Raw genomic sequence first — 13,406 nt, 5'->3', positions numbered from 1 at the left:
CTGCGGCGGCCCGGCCGGTTCCCGCTGAGGGGAGGGAACGGCCCAGAGGTCAGGCCGGGGTGTTCAGCTCGGCGAGGCTGCCCCCCAGCCGTTCGCGCAGCTTCGCCAGCGCCCGGCTCGACCGGCTGCGTACGGCGGCGGAGCTGACGTTCATGGCGTCGGCCGTCTCCTCCACACTGCGGTCCTCCCAGTACCGCAGCACCACCACCGCCCGGTCCTTCGGCGGCAGTTCCCTCAGGGCCTGCAGCAGGGCCAGCCGCAGAGCCGGGTCGTCCGCGCCGCCGTCGGGGGGCACGCTGTCCGGCAGTACCGCCGCCGGGCGCTCCGTGGCGGAGTACCGCCGCCGGTGGGTGAGGAACGTACGGACGAGCACGGTCTGGGCGTACGCCGCGGGATTGTCGATCCGTGCCATACGGCCCCACAGGGTGTACATCCGGCTGAGCGTCTCCTGCACCAGATCCTCGGCGAGGTGCGTGTCCCCGCTGGTGAGCAGACACGCCGAGCGATGCAGATGCCCGGAGCGCCCCGCGGCGAACTCCATGAACTCATCCGTCCGGGACGATGTCCGGGACCTCTTCATTCCCACCCCTTGGCGCCTTTCCGTCGGCCTACACCTCACTGACGCGCCGGGCCGTGGCAAATGTTGCAGACGAGTTCGCTCACCGGTTCCGTGCGGACGCGCTCCGGCCCGGCGGTCACCGTCGCGTCGCCCGTGATCAACGAGGTGCGGGAGTCCGGCAGGGGGACCGAGTCGTCCCAGCTGCCGCCGACGAGGACGCCGCGGTCGGAGGGAAGGCAGCGGGCGGCCGCCTCCACGGCGGGGTGAGGAGTGCTGGGTCCGGACGGCAGGGCACGCTGAGGTCCGGAGCCATGGTGTGCTCGTGGCTGTCTGCGGGCGCTGCTGATGGCGACGATGGCCCGGCCGGCCAAACCCCGCATCGTCACGAGGTCGTCGTCGACGGGTGTTCGCGCCAGAGCGTCCATATCCGTTCCGACGTGCCCACCTCGTGACCCGCGCCGACGCGTCCTCACGGGGCCGGGGAAGCGGCGCCGTCGGGGTGTCCGTCTCCGCCCGTCGCGTTCCGCCGGGTCGTCGACCGTTCGCGCATCAGCGGTACGGCGCCGACGGCGGCGCGCAGGGGCACAGCGTCCGCGCGAGCCGGCCCATGTCCTTCGGCCGAACGCTGATGGAAGGCGCGTTTCGGGGTACCTGGGCCGGCATGGCACCGACGATCGATCACGCTGAATCCCTCCGGGCCGTGCGGCAGCTGCACCGGATGCGCACGTTCTACGCGGGAGGCGTCGCCCTGTGGGCGGCCTCCGCCGCATGGGTGGGGTGGGAGGACCCCGGGAGCCGGCAGATGTGGGTGTCCGTGCTCTTCCTGGTGGTCTTCACCGGTCTGCTGGCCCTGACGTCCCTGTGGCTGTGGCGCCGGCAGACCACTGACGCGGGGAGGCCCGAGCCCGCCCACCACGCCGCCCCGCGGAAGACGGTCTGGCGCCGCCACGCGAACGCCTGACAACCGGCGGCCGTGCCCACCCCGGGCGGACTCGAGCTCCGGACGAAAGGGGAGTCCGATCAGCTCGCGGCGTCCGGTGCGTGCGATCGCAAGGCGCCCGTAGGTCCTGGTAGCGGAGCTACCAGGACCTTGCGGCAACGCGGCGAGCGTGCGAGCCGGGCGCTCCTTTTGTTCGGAGCTCTCCGGCGTCTTGGCGTGCCGAGTGGCGGGCGACCACAGGACTACGTCTTTGGTGCCGGTCCACCCGGGCCCGCGGTCCGATCCGCCCAGTCGGCGTCCACGGTTAGCGTCACACCATGCGTATAGGACTACTGGGCACCGGCAACGTCGCACGAGCACTGGCCCACGGCTGGAGCGCCGCAGGACACGACGTGCTCCTCGGGTCACGTCGGCCCGAGGAGCGGACAGATCTCGGCCTCCCCGTGGCGGGACTGAGTGAGACGGCGGCCCACGCGGAGGTACTCGTCAACGCCACCCCGGGGGCGGTCTCCGTGGAGCTGCTGCGCTCCATCGGCGCACCGGCACTGGCCGGCACCTTGCTGATCGACGTCGGGGTCGGCCTCTCCGACGACTTCACCGAACTCTCGCACCCCAACAGCAGCCTGGCCGAACAGATCCAGGAGGCCTTCCCCCTGACCCCCGTCGTCAAGACGCTGTGCACCATGGACTCCACCGTGATGATCGCCCCGGAAGCTCTCGACGGTCCCAGCACCGTCTTCCTCTCCGGCGACGACGCCGAAGCCAAACGGACCACCGGCCGACTGCTCACCGACCTCGGCTGGCCCCCGTCGTCCCAGCTGGACATCGGCGGCATCACCACCGCACGCGGACAGGAGCACTTCGCGTTGCTCTTCATGGGCATCGCGGGCGGTCTGGGCGCCCACACCTTCAACATCAACGTGGTCACCCGCCCCGCGGCACAGGCGCTGCCGTCCACGTGACCGGGTGCCGGCGCCGTCGACCGCCGCACGCGGACGCCCTGACGCCTCGTCAGAGGGCCGTGCGTTGCAGCGGGTTCAGGCACTGGTGATGAGATCTGGCATGCTGGGGCGGTGCATGAGGGGGAGCCCGGGGAGAGCAGTGACAGCCGGCGACGAGAGGGCGCGTCCCGGCGAAGGCGACGACACGCCATAGGCGCGACCGTGTCGTGCGTGGCGATCGCCTTGGCGGTGGCGCACGTCATCTGGCCGGATCTCAAGATCGACACGATCACCGTGCTGCTGCTCGTGGCCGCCGCGGCGCCCTGGCTGGGCGAAGTCTTCGACAGCATCGAACTGCCCGGGGGACCGCGGCTGGAGTACCGGCGACTGGAGAGCCGTATCGAGGCCGCCGAGGAACGGACGACGCGCCTCGACCAGGAGCTCGACGGAGCGGCGGCGACCGCCCGCGTGGCCCTCGCCGCGGCGGGCAGCAGCAACCGGCCGGAGGACACGGCGGATGCCCGCGCGGAGCAGGCGGCGATGGAGCGCCTTGTCTCCGAGTACACGCGGCTGCGCCGGTCGACGCCCAGCGGCGCGGCCCGCACCGGGCAACAGGAGCGGATCTTCGCCGAGTTGCTCAAGGTGATGCCGCACATCCCCGCTCCGGACCTCGGGTCCATGCTGGCGTCGGACGATCCGGGGACGCGCCTGGCCGCGTACGCCCGCCTCTACGCCGTCCCGGACGCGACGACGTTCGACCTGCTCGTCGACGCCGTTCTCCGTGAGGAGCTGGCCTTCATCAAGTACTGGGGCTTCAACGTCCTGGGTCGCGCGGTGGACGAGGTGGGCGCGGACCAGGTCCCGGTCGGAGTCGTACGGAGGCTGCGCGCCTGCCTCCCCGAGCTGCCCCCGGGCAGCGATCGCGCAAGGTCCCTCCAGCGCGTCCTGACCAAACTCAGCACGGACTGAGGGGACGCGCCGAGCTCCACGGAAGCCGGCGCCGACCCGTCGGCGGGGGACGCCCCCGTGCAGCACTCAGCCGAGCCAGCGGCCGTCGCGCATCAGGTCGCGTCCCCGCAGCTCGTTCGCCTCACGCCAGGCCTGGACGCGCCGCGGCCGGATGCGGAAGTACTGGTAGGGCTCGTCGAGTCCGCGCGGATCGAAACCCGTCCTCGCCGCGAACGCGTCCCCCGTCGCGGGGCCGAGACCGGCGATGTCCACCGGCTCGGCGGTGCCGTCGACGACCACCACGTCGCGGGTCGGTCCGAGGCTGAGCCGCACCCGGCCGTCCGCCAGCAGGTTCCGGCCGGTGACCGAGGCACGCGGCGTCGAGATGAGGAAGGCCGTCCCGTCCCAGAGGTACGACAGCGGGATGAGGTGGACGCCCCCGCCCGGGGAGCCCGACGTCGCGACCCAGGCATCGACCTCGCTCTCCAGCTTCGTGCGGGTGTCCCGCAGCCTCTCCTCGAGTCCACGCGGCGGCGCGCCCGTCATGATGTCCTCCAGTCACTCGGTCCACTCGGTGCGGAGCCCCTTTTCCGGGGAAGGGGCTCGGTCGGCCGTCGGTCGGATCACCCGGCCGCGGATGTCGCGGTGGGGCGTCAGGGCGTCGGTGCCGGCGTCGCCGCCTCCCAGGCGAACCCGTCCGGATCGGTGAACGCACCCGCGCCGCCACCGATCACGAGCCGGTGCGATCCGGTGCCGTCGGGAGAGACCCCGACATCCTTGGCGAGGGCACGGCGCCGGTACAGCGCCGGCTTGACGGGACTCGACCCGGCGGCGAACTCGACGTACACACGGCCGAAGCTCTTCGCCACGGCGAGGCCCCGGCCGAGGTAGAACCGCTTGCTCGCGGCCACGTCGGCGACTCCCAGCAGCAGCACGATCTCGTCGATGTCCCGGGTCGCGGGGCCGGTGTCCTTCTTCGCCGAGGTCGCGACCTTCCAGATCGTCCCGTCCGGGGCCTGTACAACACCTCCGTAGCCCCAGAACGACTTCGTGGCCGGCTTCAACGGCGTGGCGCCGGCGTCGAGGGCGGTGCCGATCAGACTGTCCACGGTGGCCGGCTGGGACACCGTGAGCGACAGCGAGAACCCACGGAAACCGGTGGTGGGCGCCTCCGAGGCCCGCAGACGTATCTGCGTGTCCAGACCGAAGGCGTCGGTGTAGAAGCGGTGGGCGGCCGTGGGGTCGGCCACGTCCAGGGTGACGGATTCGATGACTGTCATGACCTTCACGCTAGATGCGGCTCGGCGACCGGCGCTTCTCGATTCCTGACCGGTCTCGTCACCTGTTTCGCCACACAGGGCGGCATCCCCGTCCCGGCACCCGACGCGCGGCGCCGGTATGCGCCGGGCGGCATGCCGACCAGCTCGGTGAAGCGGGTGCTGAAGGTGCCCAACGACGAGCAGCCGACCGCGAAGCAGACGTCCGTGACGCTGAGGTCGCCGCGCCGCAGCAGCGCCGCCGCGCGTTCGATGCGCCGCGTCATCAGGTAGCTGTACGGCGACTCGCCGTAGGCCAGCCGGAACTGCCGGCTGAGATGCCCGGCGGACATGTTCACGCCGAGAGCGAGCGCCTCGACGTTCAGTGGCTCCGCGTACTCCCGGTCGATCCGGTCGCGGACCCGGCGCAGTCGCGCGAGGTCGCTCAACCGCTGCGCCGCGGTGAGAGCGCGCCCCCACGAGGGGTGACACATGAAGGACTCCTCTTTCATCGGCAGACGTACCCGCCCCCGGTGTCCCAGATCGCGAGCAGCTCCGCGAGGGTGCGGCCGCCGAGGGCGTGGTCGAGGACGGCGGCCGGGAAACACCGGCCGCCGTGTGCTCAGCGCGTGGACGGGACGCCGGCATCAGGCCGCGCCCACGACCGGACGGTTCAGCGAACCTCCTGGATGCGGACCAGGTTGCCCGCCGGGTCACGGAAGGCGCAGTCGCGGATGCCGTACGGCTGCTCGGTCGGCTCCTGGACGACCTCGACGTCGTGGGACTGCACCTTCTCGAAGGTGCCGTCGAGGTCCGGGGTGGCCAGCAGGATCCAGCCGTAGGTGCCCTTGGCCATCATCTCGGCGATGGTGCGGCGCTCGTCCTCGGTGATCCCGGGGTCGGCGGCCGGCGGCGCCAGGAGGATGGACGTGCCGGGCTGGCCGACGGGGCCGACCGTGATCCAGCGCATCTTGCCCTGTCCGACGTCGTTGCGGACCTCGAAGCCGAGGACGTCGCGGTAGAAGACCAGGGACGCGTCCGGGTCGTCGTGCGGAAGGAAGGTCGAGTGAATGGTGATGTCCATGGCGATCAGGCTAGGTGCGGCTCCTGACCCCCGCTTCTCGATTCCTGACCGATCCCGCCGGGCCGCGGTCTCCGAGGAGGTACGTGCCTGGCGCAAGCGGCAGGCCGAGTCCCGTCGGGAGCCGGGGGGACGATCGGCCGGGGACTCACCGGCGGACCTCCCACCGGCGACGGGCGGCGTTCCAGTGGACCGTCTCCTGGTGTCCCTCATCCGGCGCCGGCGTATCGGGAGCACCTGACGGGAGGTCGAGCCGGGCCAGCGCCTCGAGGGCCTCGTCCGACGCCTCCGTACGGATGTGCAGTGCGAGCTCGCGGCTGAAGTCCCGTGCCACGAGGATGCGTTGACCGGGCTCGGCGACGACGGCGTCGGGATGTCCGCGGCGCTGGAACATCCTGCGCAGGGCGTTACGGGCGACCTCGTGGGCGTCCTGTGCGACGAGGCCCACGAGCGCCTGGACGAACGGGACCAGGGCGACGCTGACGATGAGCGTCGTCGCCGCCGTCGTCCAGTCCACGGATGCCGGCGACCTGACGTACCGGACCGCCTCGGCCCGGGCGTACCACTCGGCCATACCGTCCACGTCACCGCACAGGAACGCCACGTCCCCCGCATCGAACAGGGTGGTGCGGAGCTGGTTCTCCCCGTACGTCCGCGCCTCCAGCTCCTCGGCTCTGCGTACGGCACGGCCCGCGGCGGCCAGGGACTGCTCGCGTCGGCCACGGGCGGCGTACCAGCGGCCGGCGAAGAGGGCGCCGGCGCGGTCGCCCAGGGCATCCGCCTCCTCGTAGAGGGGCCCGGCCTCCTCGCTCCGCCCCGCCTTCTCCAGCCACTGCCCGTAGGCGATGAGGCCGGCGGGATCCTTGGCGCGGGCGGCCCGCCGGTACCACGCCTCCGCCTCCTGCGGGCGGTGCCGCTCCCATCGCCGCGCCACGCGCAGGGCGGCTTCCCCGTCGGAGGACACCCCCGAGAGCACGAGCGTCTCGAACGCGTCGTCGGGTCGTCCCGCGGCCACCAGATCGTCCAGCAGGAACTCGATGGCGAAGTGGTGCCCGTTCAGCTGACTGCCGCGCGCTTTCCGGAGCCAGGGACGGTACTCGTGGGCCGGTCTGCCGTTCAGGAGCAGCCAGCCACCGAGCTCGATCCAGGCGGCGGGATCGCCGCCCTCCGCCGCGCGCCGAAGCTTCGCCTCACGGTCCGGGACGTCGCTGTCGCCCGCCGGGGGAGTGGTCATCGTCATTGCCTCCGTGTACACGACCGTTCGGGTTCGGCCCAACGGTCCGCCCGGTCCAACGGTCCCGAGGGGCCCTATGCCCGGAGGCGGCACCGGCGAAGCACCGGCAGGCGCGAGCCGGCCGGATGTGCGACGCATGCCCGGCGGAGCGCCGGGGTCCACTGAGCCTCCGCCGACATGGACGTGCTGGTCGGAGGGGTGATGTGACCGGTACTCGGGGCACTCGCGCTGGTCGTGGGCGGCTGTCTGAGGAATGGTTCATCGGTCAGCGGTCGGCTGGTCGTCTTCCGTTCGCTGCGGCCGGGCATCCTTCTACGATCCGGTGCAATGCCGTCCGGAGCCGTCCCGCCGACCAGCGGTCCAGCGCAGTCGTGGAAGATGAACCCATGACAGGGGACGCGAGCGAGATCGTTCTGAGCAAGCAGGACCTTCGTGAGGTCACCGCGTTCGCTGCGGCCTGTGCTGAGGCGGCGCTTGAGGTATTCGAGGCCGATCAGCCGGACGACTCGCGGCCTCGAGACGCTGTCGATGCCGCGTGGGAGTTCGCTCGGGGCGGCGAACGCGGGAAGTCTCTGCGCGACACAGCATCCGCGGCCCTCAAAGCGGCCAAGGACGCGGACACTGCGGCTGCCCGAGAGGCAGCGTGGGCTGCGATGTCCGCGGCAGGCGCCGCCTACCTGCATCCGTTGGCCAAGGCCACCCAGGTCAAGCACATCCTCGGAGCCGGCGCTTACGCGGCCAGAGCGGCCGAACTCGTCGCCGGCGACGATCGGAGCGTGGGTGCCGAAAGCATCGAGCGGACGGTGCATCGTGCGACACCAGTCGTCGTCGACGTGCTCAAACGCTTCCCGGCGGCGCCGAGTGGCGGCGGACGGGTCGGCGAGTTGATCCGCATGCTGGACGCCGGCCTTCGGTCACTCACCATCGCCGAGTGACTTCCAGCGTCCAGGCGCAGCGGCCTCACGTCCGTCGGCGGTTGACTGGAAGGTCGGCTTCGTACGAACCGCTGCGTCCCTGGGAGGCCCGATCGCCGGCTCGTCGGTCGAGGTCCGTCGTGGCCTCGACCGCATGGGTCCTGCGGGACTGCTGCGGGACGACGGCGGTCGCCGTGTCCCGTGGCCGGGTGCGGTCACCCCGGTGCCGGGGTGACCGACGGTCCGGGGCAGCTCACGCTGGGACGGACTCGACGCCGGGGCCTGTTCGACGGCCCGGACCCGCCGGCCGTGACCACACCGTCCTGTCTCCGCGCGACGTCCTACCGCGGCGCGACGGTCACGCAGGCCGCCCGTGCGGCCGTTCCGTCCGGCCAGGTCCACCCGGCGACGAGGCCTCCGGACGAGCTCTGCCCGGAATCGGTCGGCCGCAGGACGCGGTTGACCTGAACGTCGAGGCCGTCGCCGGGGCCGCTTCCGTGCACGGTGACGGTCGGGTCAGGGGTGTCGCTCCTGCTCTGGTGCTGCGCTGTCACCTCACCGCGCAGGAGGGCGCGCAACTGCGCCATCACCACCGGGTCGTGGACGCCGTCGTAGATCCACCGGGTGCCGAGCACCCCGTGCTCGGAGGTGCCGATCAACGCCTCGCCGGGGACGCCCTCCAGCGCGGCACCGCGGTAGCCCATCGGCACCAGATACGCCACCGGCTCCCGCGCGCCGGCGTCCACCACGACCATGAACTCGATCCCGACCGCGCCCTCCGGATCGTCCAGACGGAACCCACCGGCCCTGACCAGGTCCGTCGTCGCCGCGTCGCCCACGTACCAACTCTGCTTCGGCAGCCACCCGGTGAGCAGTTCCAGCTTGGTGGGTGTCAGGGTGGTGTGGTGGATGACAGCCATGTGCAAGCTCCCTCACGCGTGAATCCGGGCCTGTTCCGCAATGGATGTGATCGAACCTATAGGAAACCGCGTGTCGTTCCGAGCGGCGGTGGACGGACCCCGAGGAACGGCCCCGCGTCCGGTGAAGGGACGCGGGGCAGACGCCCGCCGCCCGGGCGAGCGTCCTGACACCACAGACGGAAGACAGGAGCGAGCAGGAGCGAGTGGCTCCACGTCCTCCGCACCCCCTGGTCACCTCCGCCTGCCCGGCGCTCGGCCGGACCTGGCACCGCGGACACGACCTAGCGCTGACGGTCCTTCAGAACCTCGATCACACTGGCGTAGCTGTCGGAGCCGTGCCCTGCGGCCTTGGCCCTCTCCATCGTGGCCTTCAACAGCTCGGGCAGGGCGTTGTCGATGCCCCGGGCCGCCGCAGCGTGGATGAGGTGATCGATGGCGGCGATCTGTACGTCCACGGTGGCGTCGTCGCCCGGGTAGCGGCCGGCGTCCACCTGGGGTGCGTAGGTGGTCAGGAACCCTGCCACGGCGGTCAGCCAGCGGATCGCGACGGGCGTGAAGTCGGTGGCCGGCGTCTTCTCCGCGCCGACCAGCGCGGTGCCGTGCAGCCAGCCGGTCATGGTGGACCACATCAGGCCGAGAAGCGCGGCGTCGTAGAGAGAGGCCAGTCCGGGGTCGGCGCCCAGGTACAGGGGGTCGCCCAGGGCCGTCAGGGTCGGAAGGTGGGCATCGAGGACGGCACGCGCACCGCTGTACAGGAACATCATCTCGGGGCTGCCGACACCGGGCGGGGTGGTCATGATCGCGCCGTCGAGGTAGTCGGCGCCGTGGGACCGAGCCCACGCGGCGGCCTCGTGAGCCTGCTCCGGGGAGCCGGAGGTGAGATTGACCAGGGTCTTGCCCCGCAGGGCGCCGGCGACGGGATCGAGGACCGTGTACAGCGCCTCGTAGTCCAGTACGCACACGATGGTAAGCGGGCCGGCCCCGATCGCCTCCTCGGGCGACGCGGCCAGGCGGGCGCCCCGGTCGACCAGTGGCGCGGCCTTGCCCGGGGTCCGGTTCCACACGGTGGTCGGATGGCCCCGGTCCAGTAACGCGGCGGCCAGCGCCGAGCCCATGGAACCCAGTCCGACGACGGTGACGGCCTGACGGTCGGTGTTCATGCGTCAACTCCTCGCAGATTCTGCAGGTTACGAGAGATCACGTTCGCGAGTGATCACGTGCACGCCACGCTCGCACCCTGCGGCGAACGGGAGAAGTGACACTGGTGACGGCCTTCACCAAATTCCTGCCATAGCCTTCAGGGTATGAGCGCCGGTTCTGTCGCCGTGGTGGTGACCGAGGAGATGGGGGTCCCCTCATGGGACCTGTACGAACTGAGCATCCCGTGCACCGTCTTCGGGAAGCCGCAGCTTGATCTCGCCGACCCCTGGTACGAGTTGCGGCTGTGCGGAACGGGAACGAGAGCGCAGGACGGTACGACGGCCGGCGCCGGACTCACGCTGCGGACCCCGTACGGACTCGACGACCTCGTCGGCGCCGACACGGTCATCGTCCCCTCGGTGCCCGACGCGTGTGTCGACGAGGGCAGACCCTTGCCGCCCGAGCTGATCAGGGCCCTGCGCCGCGCCTACGACGCGGGCGCCCGCATGGTGTCCCTGTGCACCGGCGCGTTCGCGCTCGCCGAGGCCGGACTCCTCGACGGACGCCGTGCCACCGCCCACTGGATGCACACCGCCCAACTGGCCGGGCGATACCCGAAGGTGCGGGTCGACGCGTCCGTCCTGTACGTGGACGACGGAGACGTGCTCACCAGCGCCGGCCTGACCGCCGGCCTCGACCTCTGCCTGCATCTGGTCCGTCGCGACCTCGGCGCGCACGTCGCCAACCAACTGGCCCGCAGGATGGTGGTGCCCGCCCACCGGCCCGGCGGCCAGGCGCAGTTCATCGAGCTGCCGGTGCCCCCGAGGGACGACGAGGGACTGGCTCCCGTACTCGACTGGGCCAGGGCACACCTGGACCGGCCGCTGACGGTCGCGGACCTGGCGCGGCGGGCCGCGATGAGCCCGCGCACGTTCTACCGGCGGCTTCACGCGGCCACCGGGACAACTCCGCTTCAATGGCTCCTCGACGAGCGCCTGGGACGGGCCCGGACACTGCTCGAATCGACAGACCTCTCGATCGAGAAGGTGGGGGAGCTGAGCGGTCTCGGCACCGCCAGCAACCTCCGCCACCACTTCCTCAAACACATCGGGGTATCACCGAGCGACTACCGGCGGGCGTTTCCCCGGAGCATGCCCGGGTCACCCGTCTCGGGTTAGGACCGACACGGGCACGGCCTGTACGCGCGAGGAGCGTGGCGACCGCCGCGCGTTCCCGGTGGGTCAGCTTCTGCAGCCCCGGGGCGGTGCCGGTGTCGGACGGCTGGGTGACGTACCTGTCGATGAGCATGCGGGTGATCGAGGGCGCGAGCAGGGCGTCACCCGGCGCGGCGACTCGTACGGCGTGCAGGAAGTCCTCCGGCAGTATGTCCTTGACGAGGAATCCGGCAGGCCTGGCGCGCAGCGCGTTGAAGACGTATTCGTCCAGGCCGTAGTTGGTCAGGATGGCGACGTGCACGTCGGCCAGCGCCGGGTCCGCGGCGATGCGTGGACCGCGCAGCAGTTCGACGCGCTGATCCAGCACCGCCGGCTCGGTTGCAGCAGCGCGGCCGCCACCGTGGTGGGCCCGGACGCGAACGAGGTGTGCCACCGGGCCCTGCCTCCGGTCGGCCCCGGCCGCTCGGCGCCAGGCCGTACGGCACCTGCGTCCCTCGTTGCGGAGCCGCCCGCGCGGTCCGAGGCGACCGTCCCGCCCGTGCAGGGGTTGCCACGGGGGTGCGGGCGGACCCGGCCGACGTAGTCGTCAGCCGTTGCCGCAACGCGGCTGATGCGTCCCGACCGGGACACAGCCCTCGGGACGTCAGGCCGACTGCTGCGAGGCCTGCTCGGTGGACGCGGACGCCTCGGCACTGTCGGGAGTGGTGTAGAAGACGGACGTGCCCTGCTTGGTGCGCTGGGCCTGGTTCTTGGCGACCAGCCCTTCCAGCGTCGTACGCACCACAGTCGTCTTGACGTCGCGCTCGGGATGCTGCTGCTTGAGAGCGGTCGCGATTTCGGCAGCCGAGCGCGGCTCCTTCTGACCCGCGAGGTGTTCACGGACGAGCTCCACCAGCGTGGGCTGGGTCGCCGGCGTGGCCGGTGCCGCAGCGGCGGCCTTCTTGCTGGTTCGCTTCCGGGCCGGGGCGGGCTTCTTGGCCTTCGTCTGCTTGGCCGCACCGGACGGGGCCGTTGCCTTCTTGCGGGGAGCAGGCACCGCCGCGACAGGCTCGGCCGCAGGCGCATCGGGCGCCGGCGACGGGACGCCGAGGGCCTGCTGGATGTTCATCAGCACGCTCTGGTCGTGCCGCAGGGCGGCCAACTTCTCCTGAAGGGCCTCGATCTCACTGCTGAGACGTTCCTGTTCCTTGAGATTGCGTTCAAGGTCACCGGCCACCTGTGTGCTGTACTGCGAGGTCAACTCGGTGCTCTGGGCAGTGGTTTCGGACATGATGCTCACACCCTTCCTGGGAGCCGCGGCCGGGCGAGAGGCGAGCCCGCGGCGTATGCGAAATCTAATGTCTGTGGTTTCCCACCTGATGCTGCAGGAGCAGTGGCAGTCACTGTTGCACAGATGTGCCGTAGTGATGGTACGGAAGACAACTGTGCCGTTCCCCGCAGTATGGCTGAGATGCGGCAGGCGGGCGCCTGGCTGTGGGGCAATGGCACGCTTGTTTCGCGGACACAGCGCCTGCCGCGCAGCAGACCGTCCGACAGCCGGGCGCACCAGCCGTGCCGACGCGCAGGGGTGCAACAGCAGACGCACGCAAGGATGATGCCGATCCGCCGATCCGCCGACTCGCCGATTGCCCGAGCGAGCAGTGCGGTTTTCGGGAGGTCATAAAACGACAGGCGTCAACGTCTCGTTTTCCGGACTCGTGGCACAACTCGCTCTTCGGCAGGCTGATCTCACCCTGACTTTCGAGGAGGACAAGAGTGACCACGTACGTCCCGTCCGTGACGCCCGCGAGCGAGCGGGCACAGCATCGCCCGGCACGTGTGTCCGTGGAGCGCATGGTGATCGTCGTCAACGAAGAACTACCGCCGGGACACCTGGCGAACGCCGCGGCCGTCGCCGGCCTGATCGCCGGTGCGAAGATGCCCCACCTGCTCGGCGCCGACCTGGTCGACGCCGACGGCCTCGTACACACCGGCACCTGCACCACCGGCCTGCCCATTCTGCGCGCCCCGTCGGCCGAACTCGTATGCCTGCGGGCGCGAGCGGCCGAGTACGGCCTGGGAGTGTGCGCGTTTCCCCTGCACGCCCAGACGACGAACAGCTACGAGAAACTGGCGAGCCTGGTGAGACGTACGCCCACGCACGAGCTGGCCTATGCCGCTCTGACCATCTACGGATCGAGGAAGGGCGTCGACAGCATCACCGGGAGCCTCCCCCTGGTCCGCTGACCGAGCCCCTCGAGACCGGCCCGCCTCCCGGCCCCCCCACGTGCGGGACCGCTTCAGCGAGTTTTCCCCTCC

Annotated in this window: 16 protein-coding genes and 1 pseudogene; 6 read left to right on the top strand and 11 right to left on the bottom strand. The window is 71.1% G+C overall.

The window, feature by feature from the left end:
• Nucleotides 1-49: 49 nt before the first annotated feature.
• On the bottom strand, nucleotides 50-580 hold the full coding sequence (locus tag ACIBBD_RS31150; RefSeq protein WP_399422905.1) for a SigE family RNA polymerase sigma factor: 531 nt from the start codon (nucleotides 578-580) through the stop codon (nucleotides 50-52).
• Nucleotides 581-615: 35 nt separating this feature from the next.
• A complete protein-coding gene (locus ACIBBD_RS31145) occupies nucleotides 616-984 on the bottom strand; it encodes a hypothetical protein (RefSeq protein WP_399422904.1) in 369 nt (122 codons plus the stop codon).
• Between the two features lie 275 nt (nucleotides 985-1,259).
• Between ACIBBD_RS31145 and ACIBBD_RS31140 the strand changes: the two genes are divergently transcribed.
• The 3 genes from ACIBBD_RS31140 (at nucleotide 1,260) to ACIBBD_RS31130 (ending at nucleotide 3,409) form a co-directional block, all read left to right on the top strand.
• Complete coding sequence (locus ACIBBD_RS31140; RefSeq protein WP_399422903.1) at nucleotides 1,260-1,520, top strand: hypothetical protein; 261 nt, start codon at nucleotides 1,260-1,262, stop codon at nucleotides 1,518-1,520.
• Nucleotides 1,521-1,816: 296 nt separating this feature from the next.
• Complete coding sequence (locus ACIBBD_RS31135; RefSeq protein WP_399422902.1) at nucleotides 1,817-2,461, top strand: NADPH-dependent F420 reductase; 645 nt, start codon at nucleotides 1,817-1,819, stop codon at nucleotides 2,459-2,461.
• A 210-nt stretch (nucleotides 2,462-2,671) separates the two neighbouring features.
• Nucleotides 2,672-3,409, top strand: a complete 738-nt coding sequence (locus ACIBBD_RS31130) for a hypothetical protein (RefSeq protein WP_399422901.1) — start codon at nucleotides 2,672-2,674, stop codon at nucleotides 3,407-3,409.
• Between the two features lie 66 nt (nucleotides 3,410-3,475).
• On the opposite strand, the gene ACIBBD_RS31125 is transcribed toward ACIBBD_RS31130, so the two are convergent.
• The 5 genes from ACIBBD_RS31125 to ACIBBD_RS31105 form a co-directional block, all read right to left on the bottom strand.
• Nucleotides 3,476-3,934 carry a pyridoxamine 5'-phosphate oxidase family protein gene (locus tag ACIBBD_RS31125; protein WP_399422900.1) on the bottom strand — a complete coding sequence of 153 codons (459 nt, stop codon included), beginning with the start codon at nucleotides 3,932-3,934 and terminating at the stop codon, nucleotides 3,476-3,478.
• A gap of 107 nt (nucleotides 3,935-4,041) precedes the next feature.
• Complete coding sequence (locus tag ACIBBD_RS31120) at nucleotides 4,042-4,668, bottom strand: glyoxalase (RefSeq protein ID WP_399422899.1); 627 nt, start codon at nucleotides 4,666-4,668, stop codon at nucleotides 4,042-4,044.
• 5 nt (nucleotides 4,669-4,673) lie between these two features.
• Nucleotides 4,674-5,138 (bottom strand): helix-turn-helix transcriptional regulator, encoded by a 465-nt coding sequence (locus ACIBBD_RS31115; protein ID WP_399422898.1) that lies wholly within the window; start codon nucleotides 5,136-5,138, stop codon nucleotides 4,674-4,676.
• A 179-nt stretch (nucleotides 5,139-5,317) separates the two neighbouring features.
• Nucleotides 5,318-5,728, bottom strand: a complete 411-nt coding sequence (locus ACIBBD_RS31110) for a VOC family protein (protein WP_399422897.1) — start codon at nucleotides 5,726-5,728, stop codon at nucleotides 5,318-5,320.
• A gap of 145 nt (nucleotides 5,729-5,873) precedes the next feature.
• Entirely contained in the window at nucleotides 5,874-6,959 is a 1,086-nt protein-coding gene (locus ACIBBD_RS31105; RefSeq protein ID WP_399422896.1) for a hypothetical protein, read from the bottom strand.
• 386 nt (nucleotides 6,960-7,345) lie between these two features.
• Here ACIBBD_RS31105 and ACIBBD_RS31100 point away from each other — a divergent pair, with 386 nt between their 5' ends.
• Complete coding sequence (locus ACIBBD_RS31100; protein ID WP_399422895.1) at nucleotides 7,346-7,894, top strand: putative immunity protein; 549 nt, start codon at nucleotides 7,346-7,348, stop codon at nucleotides 7,892-7,894.
• Nucleotides 7,895-8,214: 320 nt separating this feature from the next.
• Here the strand turns inward: ACIBBD_RS31100 and ACIBBD_RS31095 are convergent, their stop codons facing one another.
• A complete protein-coding gene (locus ACIBBD_RS31095; RefSeq protein ID WP_399422894.1) occupies nucleotides 8,215-8,793 on the bottom strand; it encodes a 1,4-alpha-glucan branching protein in 579 nt (192 codons plus the stop codon).
• A 281-nt stretch (nucleotides 8,794-9,074) separates the two neighbouring features.
• On the bottom strand, nucleotides 9,075-9,953 hold the full coding sequence (locus ACIBBD_RS31090) for an NAD(P)-dependent oxidoreductase (protein WP_399422893.1): 879 nt from the start codon (nucleotides 9,951-9,953) through the stop codon (nucleotides 9,075-9,077).
• Nucleotides 9,954-10,097: 144 nt separating this feature from the next.
• Here ACIBBD_RS31090 and ACIBBD_RS31085 point away from each other — a divergent pair, with 144 nt between their 5' ends.
• Nucleotides 10,098-11,111: a GlxA family transcriptional regulator gene (locus ACIBBD_RS31085; RefSeq protein WP_399422892.1), complete on the top strand. Its 1,014-nt coding sequence runs from the start codon at nucleotides 10,098-10,100 to the stop codon at nucleotides 11,109-11,111.
• 37 nt (nucleotides 11,112-11,148) lie between these two features.
• Here the strand turns inward: ACIBBD_RS31085 and ACIBBD_RS31080 are convergent.
• Nucleotides 11,149-11,439: pseudogene (locus ACIBBD_RS31080) on the bottom strand (DNA-binding response regulator); the annotation flags it as partial.
• Nucleotides 11,440-11,751: 312 nt separating this feature from the next.
• Nucleotides 11,752-12,378: a hypothetical protein gene (locus tag ACIBBD_RS31075; protein ID WP_399423009.1), complete on the bottom strand. Its 627-nt coding sequence runs from the start codon at nucleotides 12,376-12,378 to the stop codon at nucleotides 11,752-11,754.
• Between the two features lie 485 nt (nucleotides 12,379-12,863).
• Between ACIBBD_RS31075 and ACIBBD_RS31070 the strand changes: the two genes are divergently transcribed.
• Entirely contained in the window at nucleotides 12,864-13,334 is a 471-nt protein-coding gene (locus ACIBBD_RS31070; RefSeq protein WP_399422891.1) for a DUF2000 domain-containing protein, read from the top strand.
• The last annotated feature ends 72 nt before the right edge of the window (nucleotides 13,335-13,406 follow it).

The organism is Streptomyces sp. NPDC051315, from assembly GCF_044455165.1.
Lineage (GTDB): Bacteria > Actinomycetota > Actinomycetes > Streptomycetales > Streptomycetaceae > Streptomyces.
Note: the sequence above shows the minus strand (reverse complement) of the source record. Positions and strands in the feature narration are given on the sequence as shown.

Coding starts and splice junctions, on each gene's coding strand:
- ACIBBD_RS31150 (WP_399422905.1), bottom strand. CDS start 580: ATGAAGAGGTCCCGGACATCGTCCCGGACGGATGAGTTCATGGAGTTC.
- ACIBBD_RS31145 (WP_399422904.1), bottom strand. CDS start 984: ATGGACGCTCTGGCGCGAACACCCGTCGACGACGACCTCGTGACGATG.
- ACIBBD_RS31135 (WP_399422902.1), top strand. CDS start 1,817: ATGCGTATAGGACTACTGGGCACCGGCAACGTCGCACGAGCACTGGCC.
- ACIBBD_RS31125 (WP_399422900.1), bottom strand. CDS start 3,934: ATGACGGGCGCGCCGCCGCGTGGACTCGAGGAGAGGCTGCGGGACACC.
- ACIBBD_RS31120 (WP_399422899.1), bottom strand. CDS start 4,668: ATGACAGTCATCGAATCCGTCACCCTGGACGTGGCCGACCCCACGGCC.
- ACIBBD_RS31115 (WP_399422898.1), bottom strand. CDS start 5,138: ATGTGTCACCCCTCGTGGGGGCGCGCTCTCACCGCGGCGCAGCGGTTG.
- ACIBBD_RS31110 (WP_399422897.1), bottom strand. CDS start 5,728: ATGGACATCACCATTCACTCGACCTTCCTTCCGCACGACGACCCGGAC.
- ACIBBD_RS31105 (WP_399422896.1), bottom strand. CDS start 6,959: ATGACCACTCCCCCGGCGGGCGACAGCGACGTCCCGGACCGTGAGGCG.
- ACIBBD_RS31100 (WP_399422895.1), top strand. CDS start 7,346: ATGACAGGGGACGCGAGCGAGATCGTTCTGAGCAAGCAGGACCTTCGT.
- ACIBBD_RS31095 (WP_399422894.1), bottom strand. CDS start 8,793: ATGGCTGTCATCCACCACACCACCCTGACACCCACCAAGCTGGAACTG.
- ACIBBD_RS31090 (WP_399422893.1), bottom strand. CDS start 9,953: ATGAACACCGACCGTCAGGCCGTCACCGTCGTCGGACTGGGTTCCATG.
- ACIBBD_RS31085 (WP_399422892.1), top strand. CDS start 10,098: ATGAGCGCCGGTTCTGTCGCCGTGGTGGTGACCGAGGAGATGGGGGTC.
- ACIBBD_RS31075 (WP_399423009.1), bottom strand. CDS start 12,378: ATGTCCGAAACCACTGCCCAGAGCACCGAGTTGACCTCGCAGTACAGC.